Raw genomic sequence first — 17,527 nt, forward strand, 5'->3', positions numbered from 1 at the left:
CGGGCGCCGCCCGTGGGCGGGGCTGGACACGGGCGGCGCCCGCGCGGGCGGAGCTGTACGGGAACCGGCGTCCGTCAGGTGCCACCGGTTCCCGTACGGCGGGAGCTGTCAGGTAGCTCCCGGTCGGGGGAGCCGAGGTCAGTCGGCGTTGCGCGGCAGCGCGCGTGTGCGGCCCATCTCGCCCAGCCAGACGGCGGACGGCTTGGGCAGGCGCTCGAAGGTCTCCGGGTCCCAGCCGATCAGGCCGAAGGTGGGCTTGTAGGAGCCCCACTCGTAGTTGTCGAGCGCGCTCCAGGCCAGGTAGCCCTGGATGTTCAGGCCGTCCTCCAGCGCGGAGGCGACCTCGTTCAGCGCGCCGGTGTAGTAGTCGATCCGGCGGCTGTCGTCGTCGGTCGCGATGCCGTTCTCGGTGACGATGAGCGGCACGTCGTTGCCGAGGACCTCGGCGGTGTGGCGCAGCGCGTGGCCGACGGCGGTGGGGTAGTACTCCCACTGTGTGAGGGTGCGCTCGGCGCCGTCGGCCGTCGGGATCGGACCCTCGCTGCCGATCCTGGTCCGGGTGTAGGACTGCACACCGATCCAGTCGTCGCCGCGGGCGGCCTCGATGAAGACGTCCTCGCGGGGGTGGCGGTACGCGGCGGTGACGTCCTCGGCGCCGGGCAGGGCCTGGTAGACCTGGTTGGCGATGGTCCAGCCGACCTGGATGCCCGCGTCGATCGCCCTGACCTCCTTGACGGCCGCGTGGTGCGCGGCGATGACGGCCTGGGTGGTCTCGTCGTCGGGGGTCGGCAGGCCGGCGGGCGGGAAGCTGTTGTCGCCGCGCTTGGCCTGGCCGGCCATCACGGCGATCATGTTGGGCTCGTTGATGGTGCAGACGTGGCTGACGCCCTCGCCGATCACCGGTGCACAGGCCGCGACGTAGCGGGCGAAGAGCTCGACCGCGCCGTCGGCGGTCCAGCCGCCGCGGGCCTCGAACCACTGCGGCACGGTGAAGTGGTGAAGGGTGATCATGGGGCGCAGGCCGCGCTCGATCGCGCCCTCGACCATGCGGCGGTAGTGGGCCAGTTCGGCCCGGGAGAACCGGCCCTCGGCCGGCTCGATGCGCGCCCACTCGATGGAGAACCGGTAGTCGGTGAAGCCCAGACCGGCCAGCGTGTCCATGTCCTCGTGCCAGCGGTGGTAGCTGTCGCAGGCGTCCAGGCTGGGCTCCTGGATGTGGGTGCCCTCGGCGTGCTCCTTGACCCACCAGTCGCTGTTGGTGTTGTTGCCCTCGATCTGGTGGGCGGCAGTGGAGGCGCCCCACAGGAAGCCTTCGGGGAACGGGACCTGGGTGTGAGTCATCGCAAACTGTCTTTCTGGTGCGTGAAGGGGTGTGGCCGGCGGGGGTGTGGGGCGCGCGGCCTCGTACATGTCGATGGGGCGGGCTACTTCATGCCTGCCGTGGCGATGCCCTGGGTGAAGTGCCGCTGGAGCGCGATGAACAGGACGACGACGGGCAGGACGACCAGCAGGGACCCGGCCATCAGCATGCCGTTGGACCCGCCCGCCTTGTTGGGGTCGGTGGCGAAGGTGGCCAGGGCGACCGGAAGGGTGTACTTGTCCGGGTCGTTGGTCGCGATGAGAGGCCAGACGAAGTTGTTCCAGGAGCCCAGGAACGTGAAGATCGAGAGCGTCGCCAGGGCGGGCTTCACCAGCGGCATCACGATCCGCCAGAAGATGTACCACTCACCGGCGCCGTCCATCCGGGCCGCCTCCAGCAGCTCGTCCGGGATCGACTGCATGAACTGACGCATCAGGAAGACCCCGAAGGCCCCGGCGGCGAACGGCAGCACCAGGCCGGCGTAGGAGTCGATCAGGTGCAGCTTGCTCATCAGCACGAAGAGCGGCAGCAGCATCAGGTTGCCGGGCACCATCAGGGCGCCGAGCACCAGGCCGAAGATCTTGTTGCGCCCGGCGAACTTCAGCTTGGCCAGGGCGTACCCGAGCATCGAGCAGAACACCAGGTTCGAGAGGGTGACCAGCACCGCCACGATCACCGAGTTCATGAAGTACAGGGGCAGATCCAGCTTGTCGAGCAGGTTCCGGAAGTTCTCCAGGGTCCAGTCGGTCGGGATCCACACGGGCGGGCTGGCCGTCAGCTCCGTCTGCGTCTTGAAGGCCGAGAGCGCCATCCACAGGAAGGGCGCCGACATGACGAGCAGGCCGGCCGACACCAGGACGTAGGCGAGGGGACGCTTCAGGTTGCGGGGCTTCTTCGCCGCGGACGGCCGCGTGTGCGTGTCCCCGGGCTTCTGCGGCGGCGCCGTCGAGACGGCGCCCGGTGCATTGGTGGCGCTCATTTCGTGTTGTCCTTCAGCAGTCGGAGCTGCAGCGCCGTGATGCCCATGATCACTACGAAGAGGACATACGCCATGGCACTCGCATAGCCCATGTGGAAGAAGTTGAAGCCCTCGCGGTACATGTTCAGCGAGACGGTGAGCGTGGAGTCCGAGGGATCGCCCTGGGTCATCACGAACGGCTCCTCGAAGACATTGAGGTAGCCGATGGTCGTGATCACCGTGGCGTAGAGCAGCGTGGGCCGCAACAGGGGCACGGTGATGCCCTTGAACTCCTGCCACATACCGGCACCGTCCAGCCGCGCGGCCTCCCGCACCTCGGTGGGAATGGCCTGCAGACCGGCGATGAAGAGCACCATGACCGTGCCGAGGTTGCGCCAGACCGCCATCACGATCAGCGAGGGCATGGCGAGCGTCTCGGAGCCCAGGAAGTCCGGCGAGGTGAGACCCACCTCGGAGAGGAGCCCCGCGATGAGCCCGTCGCTCGGGTCGAGCACGAACCGCCAGACCACGGCGACCGCGACGATGGTCGTGACCACCGGGGCGTAGAAGCCGACGCGGAAGAAGGTCCGCGCCCGGTCGATGCCGTTGTTCAGCAGTACGGCGACGACCAGCCCGAGGAAGATCGTCAGGGGTACGCCGATCACCACGAAGTACGCCGTGTTGAACAGTGACTTGAGGAACTTGTCGTCGCTGAACAGATTGACGTAGTTCTCGAGGCCGATGAAGTTCGCGTCCAGCGGGTGCGTGACATTGCGCAGCCCGAAGTCGGTGAAGCTCATCACCAGTGTCGCGAGGATCGGGAACGCCATGAAGACGAGGAAGAGGACGAGGAAGGGAGTGGAGAACAGCCAGCCGGCCAGGTTCTGCACACCCATCGACGACTTCTTGCCGCCCCGGCGACTCGCGGGCCCGCCGGCCGGGGACCCGGAGGTCTCCGGCCCGGCCTGCACCTTGGCCGGCTGAGCGGCCTTTGAGGTCATGGTGCGCATGACTCCTACTTCACGAGGCCTTCGATTTCGGACTGGGCCGTCTTGAGGGCGTCCTCGGCGGACGCCTTGCCCTGGGTGACCTTGGCGATGGCCTGGTCGACCTTGTCGGTGATCTCCGTCCACTTGGCCGGCGACGGGGCGGACTTGGCGGTGTCCATCTGCTTCTTGAAGACCTGGAGGTTCGCGTCGCCGGCCAGGTCGCCGGAGGTCCAGGCGGCGGTGTTGGCCGGCAGGTCCTTGGTGCGCTTGTACCAGTCGGCCTGGCCCTTGGTGTCGGTCAGGTACTTGATGAACTCCGTGGCGGCCGCCTTGTGCCCGCTGTCCTTGGAGATCACCAGGGAGGAGCCGCCGGCCATGGAGACGGAGGACTTGTCGGCGGGCACGTTGGCCACCGCCCACTTGCCCTTGATCTGCGGCTGGCCCTCGTTCAGCAGGGTGACGTGCCAGGGGCCGCCGAAGAACATCGGGACGCGGCCGTTGCCGAAGTCCTTCACCACGTCGTAGCCGGGCTGCACGGACTTGTTGGAGAGTCCCTTGTCGAAGTACGAGCCGTACTCCTTGAGAGCCCTGACGGCCTCGGGGCTGTCGATGACGGCCTCGCCCTTGTCGTTGAGGATCTCGCCGCCGGCCGAGTACAGGAAGGAGTAGAAGCTCTGCACCGTGTCCAGGCCGCTGGGCTGGATGGACAGGCCCCACTTGGTACCGGCCTTCTTCTGGTACGCGGTGGCGAGGTCCTGCATCTCCTTCCAGTCGGTCGGAGCCTTGGTGATTCCGGCCTTCTCGGCCAGGTCGGTGCGGTAGTAGAGGACGCGGGTGTCGACGTACCACGGCACGCCGTACGCCTGGCCGTCCACCTCGCCCTGCTGCCAGCCGGACGGGAAGAAGTCCTTCTCGTTGAACGTCTTGGTGTCGACCGGCTCCAGAACGCCCAGCTCGGCGAACTCGCCCATGTAGCTGCCGCCCATCTGCGCCACGTCGGGCAGGGTGCCGGCGGCGGCCGCGGAGACCAGCTTCTGGTGGGCGACGTCCCAGCCGACCGGGGTCACCTTGACGGTGATGTTCGGATTGGCCTTCTCGTAGACCTTGGCCACATCCGCGAGCTTCTCGCCCTCGGCCCCCATGGCCCAGACGGTGAGCGTCTGCTTCTTGTCCGCGGCGACGTCGCCGCCACCGGAACTGCCGCAGGCAGTGACACCGAAAGTGAGGGCGGCTGCGACTGCGATACCGACCGAGGCGTTTCTGGCGGTGCGGGGCATGGAGGGCTCCTCCTTGAGCAATCCGAAATGTATGCGCTGTCTGTAAGCGCATACATCACTCTGCGACAGGGATTCGGGAATCCGCAAGAGGGTGCTAGGTCACACTCGTGCAACGTGCCGGACATCTGAATGTTCAACTTGGCACGGTAGGCGCGTCGTTTGCGGAATTGGGAGTTATGTGACCTATTTCGCGGCCTTGGTGGGGGTGGGCGATGGTCCGCACCGGCGTGGGGCGGGCGGCGATATCGTCGTGATCATGGCTCCGTTCGCGCATGACTTCCCCTTCGATCCGGCGTACGGGCGCACGCTCGACGAGCTGCTGCGCATCCCCGCTCCGCCCGCCCCGGACGGCTTCGACGCCTTCTGGCGGGCGCGGTACGAGGAGGCCCGCAAGGTCGCCACGGAACCGGAGCTCGGCCCGCTGGAGGAGGAGCGCGACGGCGTACGGATCCACGGGGTGACGTTCACCTCGGTGGGCGGGGTGCGGCTCGGGGGCTGGGTCGCGCTGCCCGTCGAGGAGGCGGCGGAGTACGGGTTCGTCATCGGGCACGGTTACGGCGGCCGCCGGGAGCCGGGCCCCGATGTGCCGCTGCCGTTGCCCCGGGCGGCGGCGATCCTGCCGTGCGTACGGGGCATGGGGGCGCGCGGCCTGCAGCCGGGCATTCCGGAGGCGGCGGACGCGCATGTGCTGTACGGCATCGGGTCGCGCGACACGTATGTGATCGGGGACTGTGTGGCGGACGTGTGGTGTGCGGCGTCGGCGCTGTACGAGCTGGTGCCGGGACTGGCCGACGGTTCGGGCGGTTCGGGTGGAGCGGCCATGGCGGGCGGTTCGCGGCTCGGGTATCTCGGGGAGAGTTTCGGCGGCGGGCTCGGTGCGCTCGCTCTGCCCTGGGACGAGCGCTTCGGGGCCGCGCAGCTGACAGTGCCGACGTTCGGCAACCATCCGTTGCGGCTCACCCTGCCGTGCGTGGGGAGCGGGGAGGCGGTACGGGGGTATCACCGGGAGCACCCGGAGGTCGTCGAGGTGCTGCGGTACTTCGACGCCGCGACGGCCGCGACGCGGCTGGAGCTGCCCACGCTGGTGGCCGCGGCGCTCTTCGACCCCTCGGTGCCGCCGCCGGGGCAGTTCGCCGTGTACAACGCGCTGGCCGGTGAGCGCGAGCTGCTGGTGCTGAGTGCGGGGCACTTCGAGCATGCGGGGGCGGCGGCGGAGGAGGCGGAGCTGAGGGGGGCTCGGCGGGGTTTCTTCGGGAGACGGGTTCGCGGGGGCGGGTGAGGCCGACGCCCCGGTCCGGGACGACGGCTGCGTCCTCAAGCGCCGGACGGGCTTGAATTGCCCGGGCGAGAGTTTCGTCCTCGATCGCCGGACGGGCTTGAATTGCGCGGGCGGGTTCTCGTTACGGGCAGCCGCAGCTTGCTCGGTGGATCACGGAGACCGGGAGCATCAGCGATACCGGGTCGCGGCCGCTGTTGGCCAGGCGTTGTACCAGCAGCTCGACCGCCTGCTCGCCGAGTTGGCGGATCGGCTGGCGTACGGTCGTCAGCGGCGGTCGTACGATCCGGCTCAGCGGGATCCCGTCGAAGCCGGTCACCGCGATGTCCTCCGGCACCCGCACCCCGCGCCGCTCCAGCGCGCGCAGTGCGCCCACCGCCATCTGGTCATTGGCGAACAGCACGCCCTGAGGCCGCTTCGGTGCCCGGTCGAGCAGCTCCTCCACCGCCCGCGCGCCCTCTGCCTGCGTCATCATCTCGGTCCGCAGGTCCGGCTCGGCGGGCACCGGCAGCCCGGCGTCGCGGCACGCCTCCTGGAAGCCGCGGAACCGCGCCTCGGCGTCCGGCGATGCGACGTCGCCCCCGATGAAGGCGAGCCTGCGCAGCCCGTGGTCCTCGATCAGATGGCGGGCCAGTTCGCGCTCCCCGTCAGCGTTCGCGACGACGATGTGGTCGAGATGGTCGATCTCGCGGGGCCCGGCGAGCATCACCACCGGCAGCCGGCGCGAGATCACTTCGAGGTCCTCGGTCGGCACGGTCTGGGCCAGCACCGCGAAGCCGTCGACCCGTCCCGCGACCTTCGCGACGAGGCTCTCCGGACCGCCCTCCAGCGAGGCGGCGATCAGCAGCGCGTAACCGTGCCGCCGCGCCGCCCGCTCCATGCCGCGGATGATCTGGTCGGAGTAGAGCATCACCGCGTCGTCGGCGTCGCTGTCCGCCTCTGCGTCGGCCTCCGCGTCGGCGTCGGCGTAGTCGGGGAAGCAGAGACCGAGCACGCCGGTGGTCCGGCTGGCCAGGCCCCGGGCGTTCCCGCTGGGTACGTAACCGAGCTGGCGGGCGGCTTCGAGGACCCGCTCGCGGGTCTGGGCGCGTACCGAATCGGGGGTGCGGTAGACCCGCGAGACCGTGGCAATGGAGACGCCCGACCGCTCGGCGACGTCGTACACCGTTGGTGCGCTCACTGGACCGACCGTCCGCTTCTTCTTCCGTACCCAAGCACCTGCTGTTGCACGTACCGAACCTTTTCTGAAAGCGCATTCACCCTAGATCGCAGGCCGCATGACGGGCAAGACCGCAAAAATTCGACAGGCAACCTTGCAAGTTGGCCTGTACATCTTTTACGGTGAAGGCATGCGGGAACGGACCGAAGCCATGCCGTCAGACCCTCGCGCCGAGCTCGTCCCCGAGCCGGGCGCCGAGCAGGTGGCGACGCAGCTCACCGCCGCGGTCGGCCGACTGCTGCGGCGGCTGCGCACCACGTCGTCGGACAGCCTGCTCACACCGACGCAGCGCTCCGTGCTCACCAGACTGGACCGCGAGGGCCCGGCCACCACGGCCGCGCTGGCCCGCGCCGAGTACGTACGTCCGCAGTCCATGCGGCTGACCCTCGGCGCGCTGGAGAGCCAGGGGCTCGTCGGGCGGGCACCTGACCCGGCGGACGGCCGCAAGTCGGTGATGTCGATCACGGACACGGGGCTCGCGACGCTCACCGCGGTCCGCGCCGCCAAGCACAACTGGCTCGCCGAGGCCATCGCCGCCGAGCTCGACGGGGCCGAACGTCGGACGGTCGCCGAGACGGCGGATCTGCTGGACCGACTGGTCGAGAGGTGACCGCCCCAGCCGCCCCAACCACCCCAGCCGCCCCGGGGTTGACCGGCTGACTGTCCGGCCGCGACGCGCCCCCGTAACGACATCCGCCCCCGGATTCCGCGCCCGCCACACCGAACCTCGCCCATCGATCCACCCCTCGGAGGGAGCACCACCATGACCGCCACCACCCTCGACCCGAACACCGCCCTGGTCGTCGTCGATCTCCAGAAGGGCATCGTCGGCCTGCCCACCGCCCCCCACCCCGCCGCCGACGTCGTCGCCAACTCCGCGACCCTCGCCGACGCCTTCCGCGCCAAGGGCCTCCCCGTCGTCCTGGTCCGTGTCACCGCCGGCGCCCCCGGCCGCACCGAGGGCCCCCAGCGCTCCGGGCAGCCCGCCGCCGACTGGGCCGAGATCGTCCCCGAACTCGGCCCGAGCGAGGGCGACATCGTGGTCACCAAGCAGCAGTGGGGCGCCTTCTACGGCACCGATCTCGACCTTCAGCTGCGCCGCCGCGGCGTCACCCAGGTCGTGGTGACGGGAGTCGCGACGAGCATCGGGGTCGAGTCCACCGCCCGGTCCGCTCACGAGCACGGCTACAACGTCACCGTCGTCACGGACGCGGTCACCGACATGGACGGCGGCTCCCACATCAACAGCACCGAGAAGATCTTCCCGAGGCTCGGCGAGACGGACACCACCGAGGCGATCGTCAAGCTGCTCGGCTGACCGGCCTCAGGGAGTCTCCCGCCGTCGGATCCTGTTCCCCAGCCACACCAGCGGGTCGTACTTGCGGTCCACCGCCCGCTCCTTCAGCGGGATCAGCGCATTGTCGGTGATCCTGATGTGTTCGGGGCACACCTCCGTACAGCACTTCGTGATGTTGCAGTAGCCGAGCCCGTGCTCCTCCTGGGCCGTCGCCTTCCGGTCGAGTCCCGACTCGGCTGCGGCGTCCAGGGGGTGCATGTCCAGCTCGGCGATCCGCATAAGGAAGCGCGGTCCGGCGAACGCCGACTTGTTCTCCTCGTGGTCGCGCACCACATGGCAGGTGTCCTGGCACAGGAAGCACTCGATGCACTTGCGGAACTCCTGCGAGCGGTCCACATCGACCTGCTGCATCCGGTAGTCGCCCGCCTTCACGCCCTGTGGCGGTACGAAGGCGGGCACTTCCCGCGCCTTGGCGTAGTTGAACGTCACATCCGTCACCAGGTCGCGGACGACCGGGAAGGCCCGCAGCGGGGTGACGGTGATCGTCTCCTCCCGGTTGAACACCGACATCCGGGTCATGCACATCAGCCGCGGCCGCCCGTTGATCTCCGCGCTGCACGAACCGCACTTGCCCGCCTTGCAGTTCCAGCGCACCGCGAGGTCGCCCGCCTGGGTGGACTGGATCCGGTGGATGATGTCGAGGACGACCTCGCCGTCGTTGACCTCGACCTCGAAGTCCTCCAGATCACCGCCGTCCCCGTCCCCGCGCCACACCCTGAACTGCGCGTTGTAGCTGCTCACTTGACCTCCCGGAGATTGCCTAGGGCTTCGGGCTGGGGTGGAATCCTGCTTCCCGCGTGGCGGGGCCCGGCAAGCCGGTTCCCGGCCAGGCGGACCGGTCTGGCGGGTGGCGGTGCGGAGTGCGACCTCCAAGAGGTGTGCGATCTCAGAGCTGAGAGACCGCCAGTCTCACTTGGCGCGCTCGACCAGGCGGGCGTGAAGGTCTGCGGGCGGTCGGAGTGTGATGCGGGTTTGTTCATCCATGACTCCAGAGTAATTGCATGACGACGCTGTGTTAGTACTAAAGCGGCGGTATGACGACATCAATTGGGAGTGGTGAGGACGCCGGTAGCGTCCGGTACACCTACCGCCTGCGCGTGTCGTCGACCGCACTGGCAGCGTTACTTCGTGAGTGGGACCGCTGCCGGTGGGTGTGGAACGAATGCGTCGCCCAGTCCAAGGCCGCGAGCAAGGCCCGTGAGAAGTGCGGTCCGGCCGGGCTGGACAAGCGGTTGACCGGCTGGCGTGCTGAGCTTTCCTGGCTTGGCGCCGGGGCATCGGTCCCGCAGCAGCAGACCATCCGCGACTTCGCCAAGTCCCGCGCCAAGGCACTGAAGGACATTAAGGAACGGCTTCCCCTGCGGCAGCGCGCGGGCATGCCCAGGTTCAAGAAGAAATCCGAGGCCGACCCGACTCTGAACTACAGCGTGCGCGGCTTCCGGTTGAAGAACGGACGCCTGCACGTGGCGGGCGGCATCGTTTTGACCGTCGTCTGGTCCCGGGACCTTCCCACGGCCCCGTCGAGCGTCCGGATCCACCGCGACAGCCTCGGGCACTGGTACGCCTCCTTCGTGGTCAGGATCCAGGCGCAGCCCTTGCCGGAGACCGGCGCGGTGATCGGTATCGACTGGGGCGTGAAGGAGACTGCGACCACCACCAGCAATGACCACGACCTCGCCCACCCGGAGCACGGCAGGAAGTCCGCCAGGCGCCTGGCCTGCTACCAACGGCAGATGGCTCGCCGTAAACCCACGCGAGGGCAGGCCGCCTCCAAGGGCTACCGGAAGGCGAAGAGGCAGGCTGCCAAGGTCCACAAGAAGGTGGCTCGGCAGCGCCAGGACACTGCCCGCAAGTGGGCCAAGAAGATTGTCCGGGACTTCGACCGGATTGCCGTCGAGGATTTCCGCCCGAAGTTCCTCGCCAAGTCCACGATGGCCCGCAAGTCCGCCGACGCCTCTATCTCGGCGACAAAGACATGCTTGATCGAGATGGGCCACAAGCATGGGCGCGCAGTGCACCTGGTGCACCCCGCGCACACCACCATGGACTGCGCGCACTGCGGAGTGAGAACCAAGCACGCACTGCCGTTGTCGGAACGCACTTACACCTGCACCGCGTGCGGAGCTGTCTCCCCGAGGGACAAGAACTCCGCCCACGTGATGCTCGTCCGGGCAGGTCTGAACCCGGCTGGTGCTGATCGCAGAAGACCTGACGGGCCGCAGGCCCGACAGGCGGCGTGAGCCAGGAATTCCCGCACGTCCCGTGGAGAGGGGGAAACCCCTCCCTTCGAGGAAGGAAGCATTCAATCGTACAGCTCCTCTTCGGCCAGGTACTTGACCAGCTCCTCCTTCTCGAAGAGGGAGAGCAGATCCGCACGGATGGGGTCGGTCGTCTTGCGTACGAGTTCGATGCGGCCGCCCGAAGCGCCCTCGGCGCTCTTGGCCGCCAGCCGGCACAGCAGATTGGCCGGGCGCCAGGAGCGTTCCATCGTGGGACAGTCCTCGCGGGTGTGACCGCCCCGGCTCTCCGTACGCTCCAGTGCGGCCCGCGCGATGCACTCGCTGACCAGCAGCATGTTCCGCAGGTCCAGGGCGAGGTGCCAGCCGGGGTTGAACTGCCGGTGCCCCTCGACCCCGGCGCGGTGCGCCCGTACCCGCAGGGCGGCCAGCTTCTCCAGGGCCTGTTCCATCTCGGGCGCCCGCCGGATGATGCCGACCAGGTCGTTCATCGTCTGCTGGAGTTCCTGGTGGAGGGTGTACGGATTCTCGGCCGTCGCCCCGTCCTCCAGGCCCCCCGCGCTGAACGGACGCAGGGCCTCCGCCGCTGCCTCGTCGATCTGCTCGTCATCCACCTCGGGGGCGGCGGACAGTCCGGCCGCGTACTCGGCGGCGTGCAGCCCGGCCCGCCGCCCGAAGACCAGCAGGTCGGAGAGGGAGTTCCCGCCGAGCCGGTTGGAGCCGTGCATGCCGCCCGCGACCTCGCCCGCCGCGTACAGACCGGGCACGCCGACGGCCGCAGCGCTGTCCGATTCGACGGCGATCCCGCCCATGACGTAGTGGCAGGTCGGGCCGACCTCCATCGCCTCCGCCGTGATGTCGACATCCGCCAGCTCCTTGAACTGGTGGTACATCGAGGGCAGCCGCCGCCGGATCGTCTCCGCGGGCATCCGGGTCGACACATCCAGGAACACCCCGCCGTGCGGCGAGCCCCGGCCGGCCTTCACCTCGGAGTTGATCGCGCGGGCGACCTCGTCGCGCGGCAGCAGTTCGGGCGGGCGGCGGTTGTGGTCCGGGTCCTCGTACCAGCGGTCGCCCTCCTCCTCCGACTGCGCGTACTTCTCCTTGAACACATCGGGGACGTAGTCGAACATGAACCGCTTGCCCTCGGAGTTGCGCAGCACCCCGCCGTCCCCGCGCACCGACTCGGTGACGAGGATCCCCTTCACCGACGGGGGCCAGACCATGCCGGTCGGATGGAACTGCACGAACTCCATGTTCAGCAGCGGTGCGCCCGCCAGCAGGGCGAGGGCGTGACCGTCGCCGGTGTACTCCCAGGAGTTCGACGTCACCTTGAAGGACTTGCCGATGCCGCCGGTGGCGAGGACGACCGCGGGGGCTTCGAGCACGAAGAAGCGGCCGGACTCGCGCTCGTAGCAGAAGGTGCCCGACACCCGGTCCCCGTCCTTGAGGACACGGGTCACCGTGCACTCCTGGAAGACCTTCAACCGGGCTTCGTAGTCGCCGTGTTCGCGGTGGTCCTCCTGCTGCAGCGAGACGATCTTCTGCTGGAGGGTGCGGATCAGTTCGAGGCCGGTGCGGTCCCCGACGTGGGCGAGCCGAGGGTACTCATGGCCGCCGAAGTTGCGCTGGGAGATCTTTCCGTCCGGCGTACGGTCGAAGAGCGCGCCCCAGGTCTCCAGCTCCCAGACCCGGTCCGGTGCCTCCTTGGCGTGCAGCTCCGCCATCCGCCACTGGTTGAGGAACTTTCCGCCGCGCATGGTGTCGCGGAAGTGCACCTGCCAGTTGTCCCCGGAGTTCACATTGCCCATGGAGGCGGCGATTCCGCCCTCCGCCATGACGGTGTGCGCCTTGCCGAAGAGCGATTTGCAGATGACCGCGGTACGGGCGCCGCGCTCCCTCGCCTCGATGGCGGCGCGCAGCCCGGCGCCTCCGGCACCGACCACGACGACGTCCCACTGCTGCCGTTCGAGCTCTGTCATTCAGAAAAACCTCGGATCGTCGAAGGCGCCGGAGGCGACGAGACAGACGTAGAAGTCGGCGAGCGCCACGCTGATCAGCGAGGACCAGGCGAGCAGCATGTGCCGGGCGTTGAGCCGGCCCGCCCAGCCCCACAGCCGGTAGCGCACGGGGTGCTTGGAGAAGTGCCGCAGCCGGCCGCCGATGATGTGGCGGCAGGAGTGGCAGGACAGGGTGTACGCCCAGATCAGCACGATGTTGACCAGGAAGATCAGGGAGCCGAGGCCCATGTGGCCCCAGGCGTAGTGCTCGTCGCGGAAGGAGAGCACGGTGTCGTACGTGAGGATCCCGGCGACCGGCAGCGCGGCGTAGAAGAAGTACCGGTGGATGTTCTGCATGATCAGCGGGAAGCGGGTCTCGCCGGTGTACTTCGTGTGCGGCTCGGCGACCGCGCAGGCCGGGGGCGAGGCCCAGAAGCCCCGGTAGTAGGCCTTGCGGTAGTAGTAGCAGGTCAGCCGGAAGCCCAGCGGGAAGATCAGGATCAGCAGGGCGGGGGAGAGGCCCCACCAGTTGCCGAAGAGCTCCCAGTTCGGGCCGTGCCGCATGGGGGCGCAGTTCTCCGCCAGGCAGGGCGAGTAGAACGGCGACACATAGGGGGCCGCGTAGTAGTCCGCGTTCGAGAAGGCCCGCCAGGTCGAGTAGACGATGAAGGCGAGCAGCCCGCCCGCGGTCGCCGCGGGCGCCAGCCACCAGCGATCGGTGCGCAGATGGCGGGCGGCGATGGCGGCCCGGGAGGCGTGGTGGACGCCTGCCGCGCCCCTTGGGCGGGGTGGTTCCGTTCCTGTTCCTGTTTCCGTACCGGTGGCCAAGGAACTCTCCTAGGGGGCGTGCCGGCCCCGGACGCCCAGACCTTCGTCGTCCGAGTCCGTCCACAGGGTGGCGTCGTACGGCGTTTCGCTGATCGTGATGACGCCGTCTACGGGTCCGGTGCGACCTGTGGCTGCGAGCGGCGCCGGCCCGGCTTCCGCCTCGCGCAGCCGCGCGAGACTCCGCTCCAGCCGGCCGACGGTGCGTACCAGGTCGTCGAGGCAGTGCTGAACCGCCGTCAATTCTTCGTGCAGTGACATGACTTGCTCTCACTTCCGCGGTCGCGGGTGGTCATGTTCATGCGCCTGAGAGTGTCGCGCGTCACACCCCGGTTGTGAAGAGTGCGGACCTGCCCGGTCTCGCGGCGTGATCCCCCGCACGGGTGAGGTTTTGGGCGATGACGCCGTGTCTGCGCCGCCTCTCGCGCGGGGGCGCCTTCAGTGGACGGGCGGAACCAGTGTGATCAACTGCATATGCCACCAGAAACGCACAATCCTGCCCATCCGCGTGCGGGTGGGCCGGGCCGGCCCCGGAGGTATCAGCCATGTCCCACGTCGGCGTCCCGCGGGGGACGGCCCGAAAGCGCCGCTCGCTCGCGCTCCTCACGACGGGCGTGCTGACGCTCCCCGTACTGGCCGGCTGCAGCGGCTCCGACGGCGGCGGCGGATCGGCCGGGGTCGTCACCCCCCAGGACATCGCGGTCTCGGCCCGGAGCCTGGTCGCCCCGGGGGGCACGGTCAACTGGGCGATCGACTCCGTTCCCGCCACCCTCAACACCTTCCAGGCCGACGCCGACAGCTCCACCACCCGCATCACCGGCGCCCTGCTGCCGACGCTCTTCCCACTGGACGCCAAGGGCACGCCGCGGGCCAATCCGGACTATCTGGAGTCCGCGAAGGTGGTCGAGCGCGAGCCCAGGCAGGTGGTGCTCTACCGGATCAACCCGCAGGCGGTGTGGAGCGACGGCCGGGGCATCGGGGCGGCCGATTTCCTGGCCCAGTGGCGGGCGCTGAACGGCAAGGACTCGGCGTACTGGACCGCCCGCAACGCCGGCTACGAGCGGATCGAGAAGATCGAGCGCGGCGCCGACGACCAGGAGGTCCGGGTCACCTTCGCCAAGCCGTACGCGGACTGGCGCTCCCTCTTTTCCCCGCTGTATCCCAAGGAGGTGACCGGCACGCCCGGCGCCTTCAACGACGGGGCGCGGACCACTCTCAAGGTCACCTCGGGACCGTTCCTGCTGGGCGGTGTGGACACGGCGAAGGGCGAGGTCACCCTGGTCCGCAACCCGCGCTGGTGGGGCGGCCGGGCCAAGCTCGACTCGCTGGTCTTCCGGGCCGTCGCACCGCAGGACCGCGCCCAGGCCCTGATCGAGGGGAAGGTCGAGGTCGCCGACATCGATGCCGCGGCCGCGCACCGGATCGTGCAGGCGGCCCGCGACACGGGCGGGAACGGCCAGCCGCTCGCCCAGGGCCCCGGCTCCGGATCCGGCCCTGCCGCCGCACTGCGCTCCTGGGCCGAGGCGCACGGCTCGAACGAGGCGGAGGCGGCGGCCGCCCGGGCGGCCAGGGAGAAGAACCGGGTGGCCGCCGAGGCGTACGCCGCAGAGCAGGGCAAGCTGCGCAGTTACGTGGTCCGCAAGTCGCTGGAGCCCGCCTACACCCAGCTCGCGCTGAACGGCGAGTCCGGGCCGCTCGCCGACGACCGGGTACGCAGGGCGGTCGCCCGGGCCCTGAACCGCCAGGAGCTGGCCGACACCGTACTCAAACCGCTCGGCCTGCCCGCCGTACCGCTCGGCAGCCATCTTGCCCTGGTCGGGCAGCCGGGGTACAAGGACAGCAGCAGCGCACTCGGTGGCCAGGACACCGAGGAGGCGCAGGCCCTGCTGGCCGACGCGGGCTGGACGCGGGAGGGCGCGATCAAGAAGCCGGGCGGTGCCAAGGCGGGCAGCAAGGGCGAGAAGAAGGATGCGAAGGAGAAGGAGAAGGAGGCAGGTGCAGGTAAGGGCGACAAGACGGCCTCACCCGAAAAGTCCGCCAAGCCGGATGCCAAGCCGGACGACGGCAAGCCCGGCGACGGCGTCGGCCGCGCCCCCGAGGCCAGCGCCTCCCAGGCCAGCGCCTCCCAGGTCCGCGCCCCCCAGATCCTCACCCCCGCCAACGCCGCCGCCGTCCACAGCGCCGCCCTGCTGCGCCAGTCCGGCCACCTGACCGAGACCGGCACTTCCGAGGAGGTCCCCGCAAAGGTCGGGGCCCAGGACCAGCGGCCGGGCGGCGCCACCGGTGCGTACGCCCCCGCGGGCACCGCCGCCCCCGCTCAGGCCCCCGACACGCGCCGCGGCCCGCTCGGCAAGAACGGCAAGGCGCTGACCCTGCGCTTCGTCCTGCCGGCCGGTCCCGGCTCGGAGCCGCTGCGGGCCGTCGGGGACAAGATCTCGGCGATGCTCGACTCGATCGGCATCCGCACGGCCATCACCAAGGTCTCCGACGACAGCTACTTCCAGGACCACATCGCCGCAGGCGACTACGACATGGCGCTGTACTCCTGGCCCGCCACCGCCTACCCGGCCACCGACGACCGCCCGATCTTCGCCAAGCCGGTGCCCGCCACCGACGGCTCGCTGCTCGTCGAGCAGAACTACACCCGCGTCGGTACGGACCACATCGACCAGCTCTTCGACAGGGCGGCCTCCGAGCTCGACGAGGGGGACGCCCGGGACCTGATGAAGCAGGCGGACGCCCGGATCTGGGCCGCCGCGGGATCGATTCCGCTCTATCAGCGCCCACAGCTCGTGGCGACCGACAGAAAGCTGGTGAACGTGGGCGCCTTCGGCTTCGGCGCACCCCATTACCAGGACATCGGCTTCAAGAAGCCGCAAGTCGCCGGACCTCCGGCAAATACGAAGAAGTAGCAGGTCAGAACGGCGCCCGAAGCTCAGAACTGGCTCAAGTCCCTTGCCTGCCGGGGTCTGGGGCGGGCAAGGTCGTGCCTACCTGCTGACCCGGGCAGCCGCTCCATCCCCCCACCTCTGAGCCCCCCCACCCGGGAGTCCCCGCTCCCGGTCCCACCTCAGAGCCGCCGCTTCGGAGCCCCACCTCTGAAGTTGCTCAAATCCCGCGTCCGCCCGCCCCGCCGACGGGACCGTGGTCGTCACCACCGGTGGAATTCACCGGAAGACTTGATCACGGGGGCGGAAACATGAGGCGGACACTGTCGGCCGCAGCTGCGGCCGTGGCTCTGCTGGCGGGTGCCGGTGCCTGTACGTCGAGCGACGGAGCCACCGGCGAGACGTCGCGTCCGGCCGGTTCGGCGAGCGCCGGGCGGACCGGCGCGGACCGGGCCCTCGCCACCGGTCCGCAGGCCTGCGCGGACGGCACGTACACCTGGTTCAACACCCAGCGTCTGTCGGTGCTCAACGGAGTCACCGAGCCCCAGCGCATCACCGCCGGGCCCACCAGGTTCTCCGAGCCGATGCGGCGGCTGCGTACGGACATGGCGTACCTCCGGACCGACGGCCCGAAGCCGGACCAGGGCACCGTCCTGCTCGCCCTCGCCCTCGCCCTGCACCTCGGTCTCGCGGACAAGGAGGACAAGGAGGAAGCAGCGGAAGCAGCGGAAGCAGCGGAGGACCCCACCGGTGGGTCCGGGCTGGGTGCACCTGGGGACTACGCACCCTTGGACTCGGCCGGCGGCGAGGTCAGCGGGCCCGGGCGGCTCGTGCAGTACAGCTTCTTCTCGCTGATCGAGACCGACTTCCGCCACACCTGCGGGCCCGGCGGGCACCGTGAGCCGACTGTCGGGCATGTCATGACATGGAACGGCGCGGGCAGCGGGATCCTGGACTGCGAGGAGCCGCTCCGCAAGCAGGCATCGGCCGCCGCCCGCGAAGCCCGGCGCCTGTCCTGCGGCCGGTAACACTCGCCCGGGAAGCCGCCACGGCGCCAGCCCCGTACCATGGGGGGTAGCCGTGGCGCGTCCGCCCGGCGGGCGTACCAGGACTTGAGACCGACCAAGACGCCTGATCCCAC

General features: G+C 69.5%; 15 protein-coding genes. 6 read left to right on the plus strand and 9 right to left on the minus strand.

Annotated elements, in window-relative coordinates:
* Window positions 1-138 precede the first annotated feature (138 nt).
* From OG507_RS26370 to OG507_RS26385, 4 genes are all read right to left on the minus strand, one after another.
* Window positions 139-1,341 (minus strand): glycoside hydrolase family 1 protein, encoded by a 1,203-nt coding sequence (locus OG507_RS26370; RefSeq protein WP_327369648.1) that lies wholly within the window; start codon window positions 1,339-1,341, stop codon window positions 139-141.
* Between the two features lie 83 nt (window positions 1,342-1,424).
* Window positions 1,425-2,339, minus strand: coding sequence for a carbohydrate ABC transporter permease (locus tag OG507_RS26375; RefSeq protein WP_327369649.1), 915 nt, complete (start codon window positions 2,337-2,339; stop codon window positions 1,425-1,427).
* Window positions 2,336-3,328, minus strand: coding sequence for a carbohydrate ABC transporter permease (locus tag OG507_RS26380; protein ID WP_327369650.1), 993 nt, complete (start codon window positions 3,326-3,328; stop codon window positions 2,336-2,338). The genes OG507_RS26375 and OG507_RS26380 overlap by 4 nt, the downstream gene beginning before the upstream one ends.
* Before the next feature lie 5 nt (window positions 3,329-3,333).
* Window positions 3,334-4,584: a sugar ABC transporter substrate-binding protein gene (locus OG507_RS26385; RefSeq protein WP_327369651.1), complete on the minus strand. Its 1,251-nt coding sequence runs from the start codon at window positions 4,582-4,584 to the stop codon at window positions 3,334-3,336.
* 256 nt (window positions 4,585-4,840) lie between these two features.
* Here OG507_RS26385 and OG507_RS26390 point away from each other — a divergent pair, with 256 nt between their 5' ends.
* Window positions 4,841-5,863, plus strand: coding sequence for an acetylxylan esterase (locus OG507_RS26390; protein WP_327369652.1), 1,023 nt, complete (start codon window positions 4,841-4,843; stop codon window positions 5,861-5,863).
* A gap of 121 nt (window positions 5,864-5,984) precedes the next feature.
* On the opposite strand, the gene OG507_RS26395 is transcribed toward OG507_RS26390, so the two are convergent.
* Window positions 5,985-7,040, minus strand: coding sequence for a LacI family DNA-binding transcriptional regulator (locus tag OG507_RS26395; protein ID WP_327369653.1), 1,056 nt, complete (start codon window positions 7,038-7,040; stop codon window positions 5,985-5,987).
* A gap of 169 nt (window positions 7,041-7,209) precedes the next feature.
* On the opposite strand from OG507_RS26395, the gene OG507_RS26400 reads away from it, so the two are divergent.
* Complete coding sequence (locus OG507_RS26400; protein ID WP_327369654.1) at window positions 7,210-7,689, plus strand: MarR family winged helix-turn-helix transcriptional regulator; 480 nt, start codon at window positions 7,210-7,212, stop codon at window positions 7,687-7,689.
* A gap of 153 nt (window positions 7,690-7,842) precedes the next feature.
* Window positions 7,843-8,397, plus strand: a complete 555-nt coding sequence (locus OG507_RS26405) for an isochorismatase family protein (RefSeq protein ID WP_327369655.1) — start codon at window positions 7,843-7,845, stop codon at window positions 8,395-8,397.
* A gap of 6 nt (window positions 8,398-8,403) precedes the next feature.
* On the opposite strand, the gene OG507_RS26410 is transcribed toward OG507_RS26405, so the two are convergent.
* Window positions 8,404-9,177 (minus strand): succinate dehydrogenase/fumarate reductase iron-sulfur subunit, encoded by a 774-nt coding sequence (locus OG507_RS26410; RefSeq protein WP_327369656.1) that lies wholly within the window; start codon window positions 9,175-9,177, stop codon window positions 8,404-8,406.
* A gap of 293 nt (window positions 9,178-9,470) precedes the next feature.
* Here OG507_RS26410 and OG507_RS26415 point away from each other — a divergent pair, with 293 nt between their 5' ends.
* Complete coding sequence (locus OG507_RS26415) at window positions 9,471-10,676, plus strand: RNA-guided endonuclease InsQ/TnpB family protein (protein WP_327369657.1); 1,206 nt, start codon at window positions 9,471-9,473, stop codon at window positions 10,674-10,676.
* A 62-nt stretch (window positions 10,677-10,738) separates the two neighbouring features.
* On the opposite strand, the gene OG507_RS26420 is transcribed toward OG507_RS26415, so the two are convergent.
* From OG507_RS26420 to OG507_RS26430, 3 genes are read right to left on the minus strand one after another with little or no spacing between them, the layout of a single operon-like run.
* The gene (locus OG507_RS26420; RefSeq protein ID WP_327369658.1) at window positions 10,739-12,655 is read right to left on the minus strand and encodes a fumarate reductase/succinate dehydrogenase flavoprotein subunit; all 1,917 of its coding nucleotides are present in this window, start codon (window positions 12,653-12,655) and stop codon (window positions 10,739-10,741) included.
* Window positions 12,656-13,501: a hypothetical protein gene (locus tag OG507_RS26425; protein ID WP_327369659.1), complete on the minus strand. Its 846-nt coding sequence runs from the start codon at window positions 13,499-13,501 to the stop codon at window positions 12,656-12,658.
* Between the two features lie 9 nt (window positions 13,502-13,510).
* Window positions 13,511-13,759, minus strand: coding sequence for a hypothetical protein (locus OG507_RS26430; protein ID WP_327369660.1), 249 nt, complete (start codon window positions 13,757-13,759; stop codon window positions 13,511-13,513).
* 284 nt (window positions 13,760-14,043) lie between these two features.
* On the opposite strand from OG507_RS26430, the gene OG507_RS26435 reads away from it, so the two are divergent.
* Together OG507_RS26435 and OG507_RS26440 are read left to right on the plus strand one after the other, a co-directional pair.
* Complete coding sequence (locus OG507_RS26435) at window positions 14,044-16,410, plus strand: ABC transporter family substrate-binding protein (protein ID WP_327369661.1); 2,367 nt, start codon at window positions 14,044-14,046, stop codon at window positions 16,408-16,410.
* Window positions 16,411-16,697: 287 nt separating this feature from the next.
* Window positions 16,698-17,414, plus strand: a complete 717-nt coding sequence (locus OG507_RS26440) for a hypothetical protein (RefSeq protein WP_327369662.1) — start codon at window positions 16,698-16,700, stop codon at window positions 17,412-17,414.
* The last annotated feature ends 113 nt before the right edge of the window (window positions 17,415-17,527 follow it).

Source organism: Streptomyces sp. NBC_01217, assembly GCF_035994185.1.
In the GTDB taxonomy this organism is placed as follows: Bacteria; Actinomycetota; Actinomycetes; order Streptomycetales; family Streptomycetaceae; genus Streptomyces.

Coding starts and splice junctions, on each gene's coding strand:
- OG507_RS26440 (WP_327369662.1), top strand. CDS start 16,698: ATGAGGCGGACACTGTCGGCCGCAGCTGCGGCCGTGGCTCTGCTGGCG.
- OG507_RS26430 (WP_327369660.1), bottom strand. CDS start 13,759: ATGTCACTGCACGAAGAATTGACGGCGGTTCAGCACTGCCTCGACGAC.
- OG507_RS26405 (WP_327369655.1), top strand. CDS start 7,843: ATGACCGCCACCACCCTCGACCCGAACACCGCCCTGGTCGTCGTCGAT.
- OG507_RS26415 (WP_327369657.1), top strand. CDS start 9,471: ATGACGACATCAATTGGGAGTGGTGAGGACGCCGGTAGCGTCCGGTAC.
- OG507_RS26390 (WP_327369652.1), top strand. CDS start 4,841: ATGGCTCCGTTCGCGCATGACTTCCCCTTCGATCCGGCGTACGGGCGC.
- OG507_RS26400 (WP_327369654.1), top strand. CDS start 7,210: ATGCGGGAACGGACCGAAGCCATGCCGTCAGACCCTCGCGCCGAGCTC.
- OG507_RS26375 (WP_327369649.1), bottom strand. CDS start 2,339: ATGAGCGCCACCAATGCACCGGGCGCCGTCTCGACGGCGCCGCCGCAG.
- OG507_RS26380 (WP_327369650.1), bottom strand. CDS start 3,328: ATGCGCACCATGACCTCAAAGGCCGCTCAGCCGGCCAAGGTGCAGGCC.
- OG507_RS26435 (WP_327369661.1), top strand. CDS start 14,044: ATGTCCCACGTCGGCGTCCCGCGGGGGACGGCCCGAAAGCGCCGCTCG.
- OG507_RS26385 (WP_327369651.1), bottom strand. CDS start 4,584: ATGCCCCGCACCGCCAGAAACGCCTCGGTCGGTATCGCAGTCGCAGCC.
- OG507_RS26420 (WP_327369658.1), bottom strand. CDS start 12,655: ATGACAGAGCTCGAACGGCAGCAGTGGGACGTCGTCGTGGTCGGTGCC.
- OG507_RS26370 (WP_327369648.1), bottom strand. CDS start 1,341: ATGACTCACACCCAGGTCCCGTTCCCCGAAGGCTTCCTGTGGGGCGCC.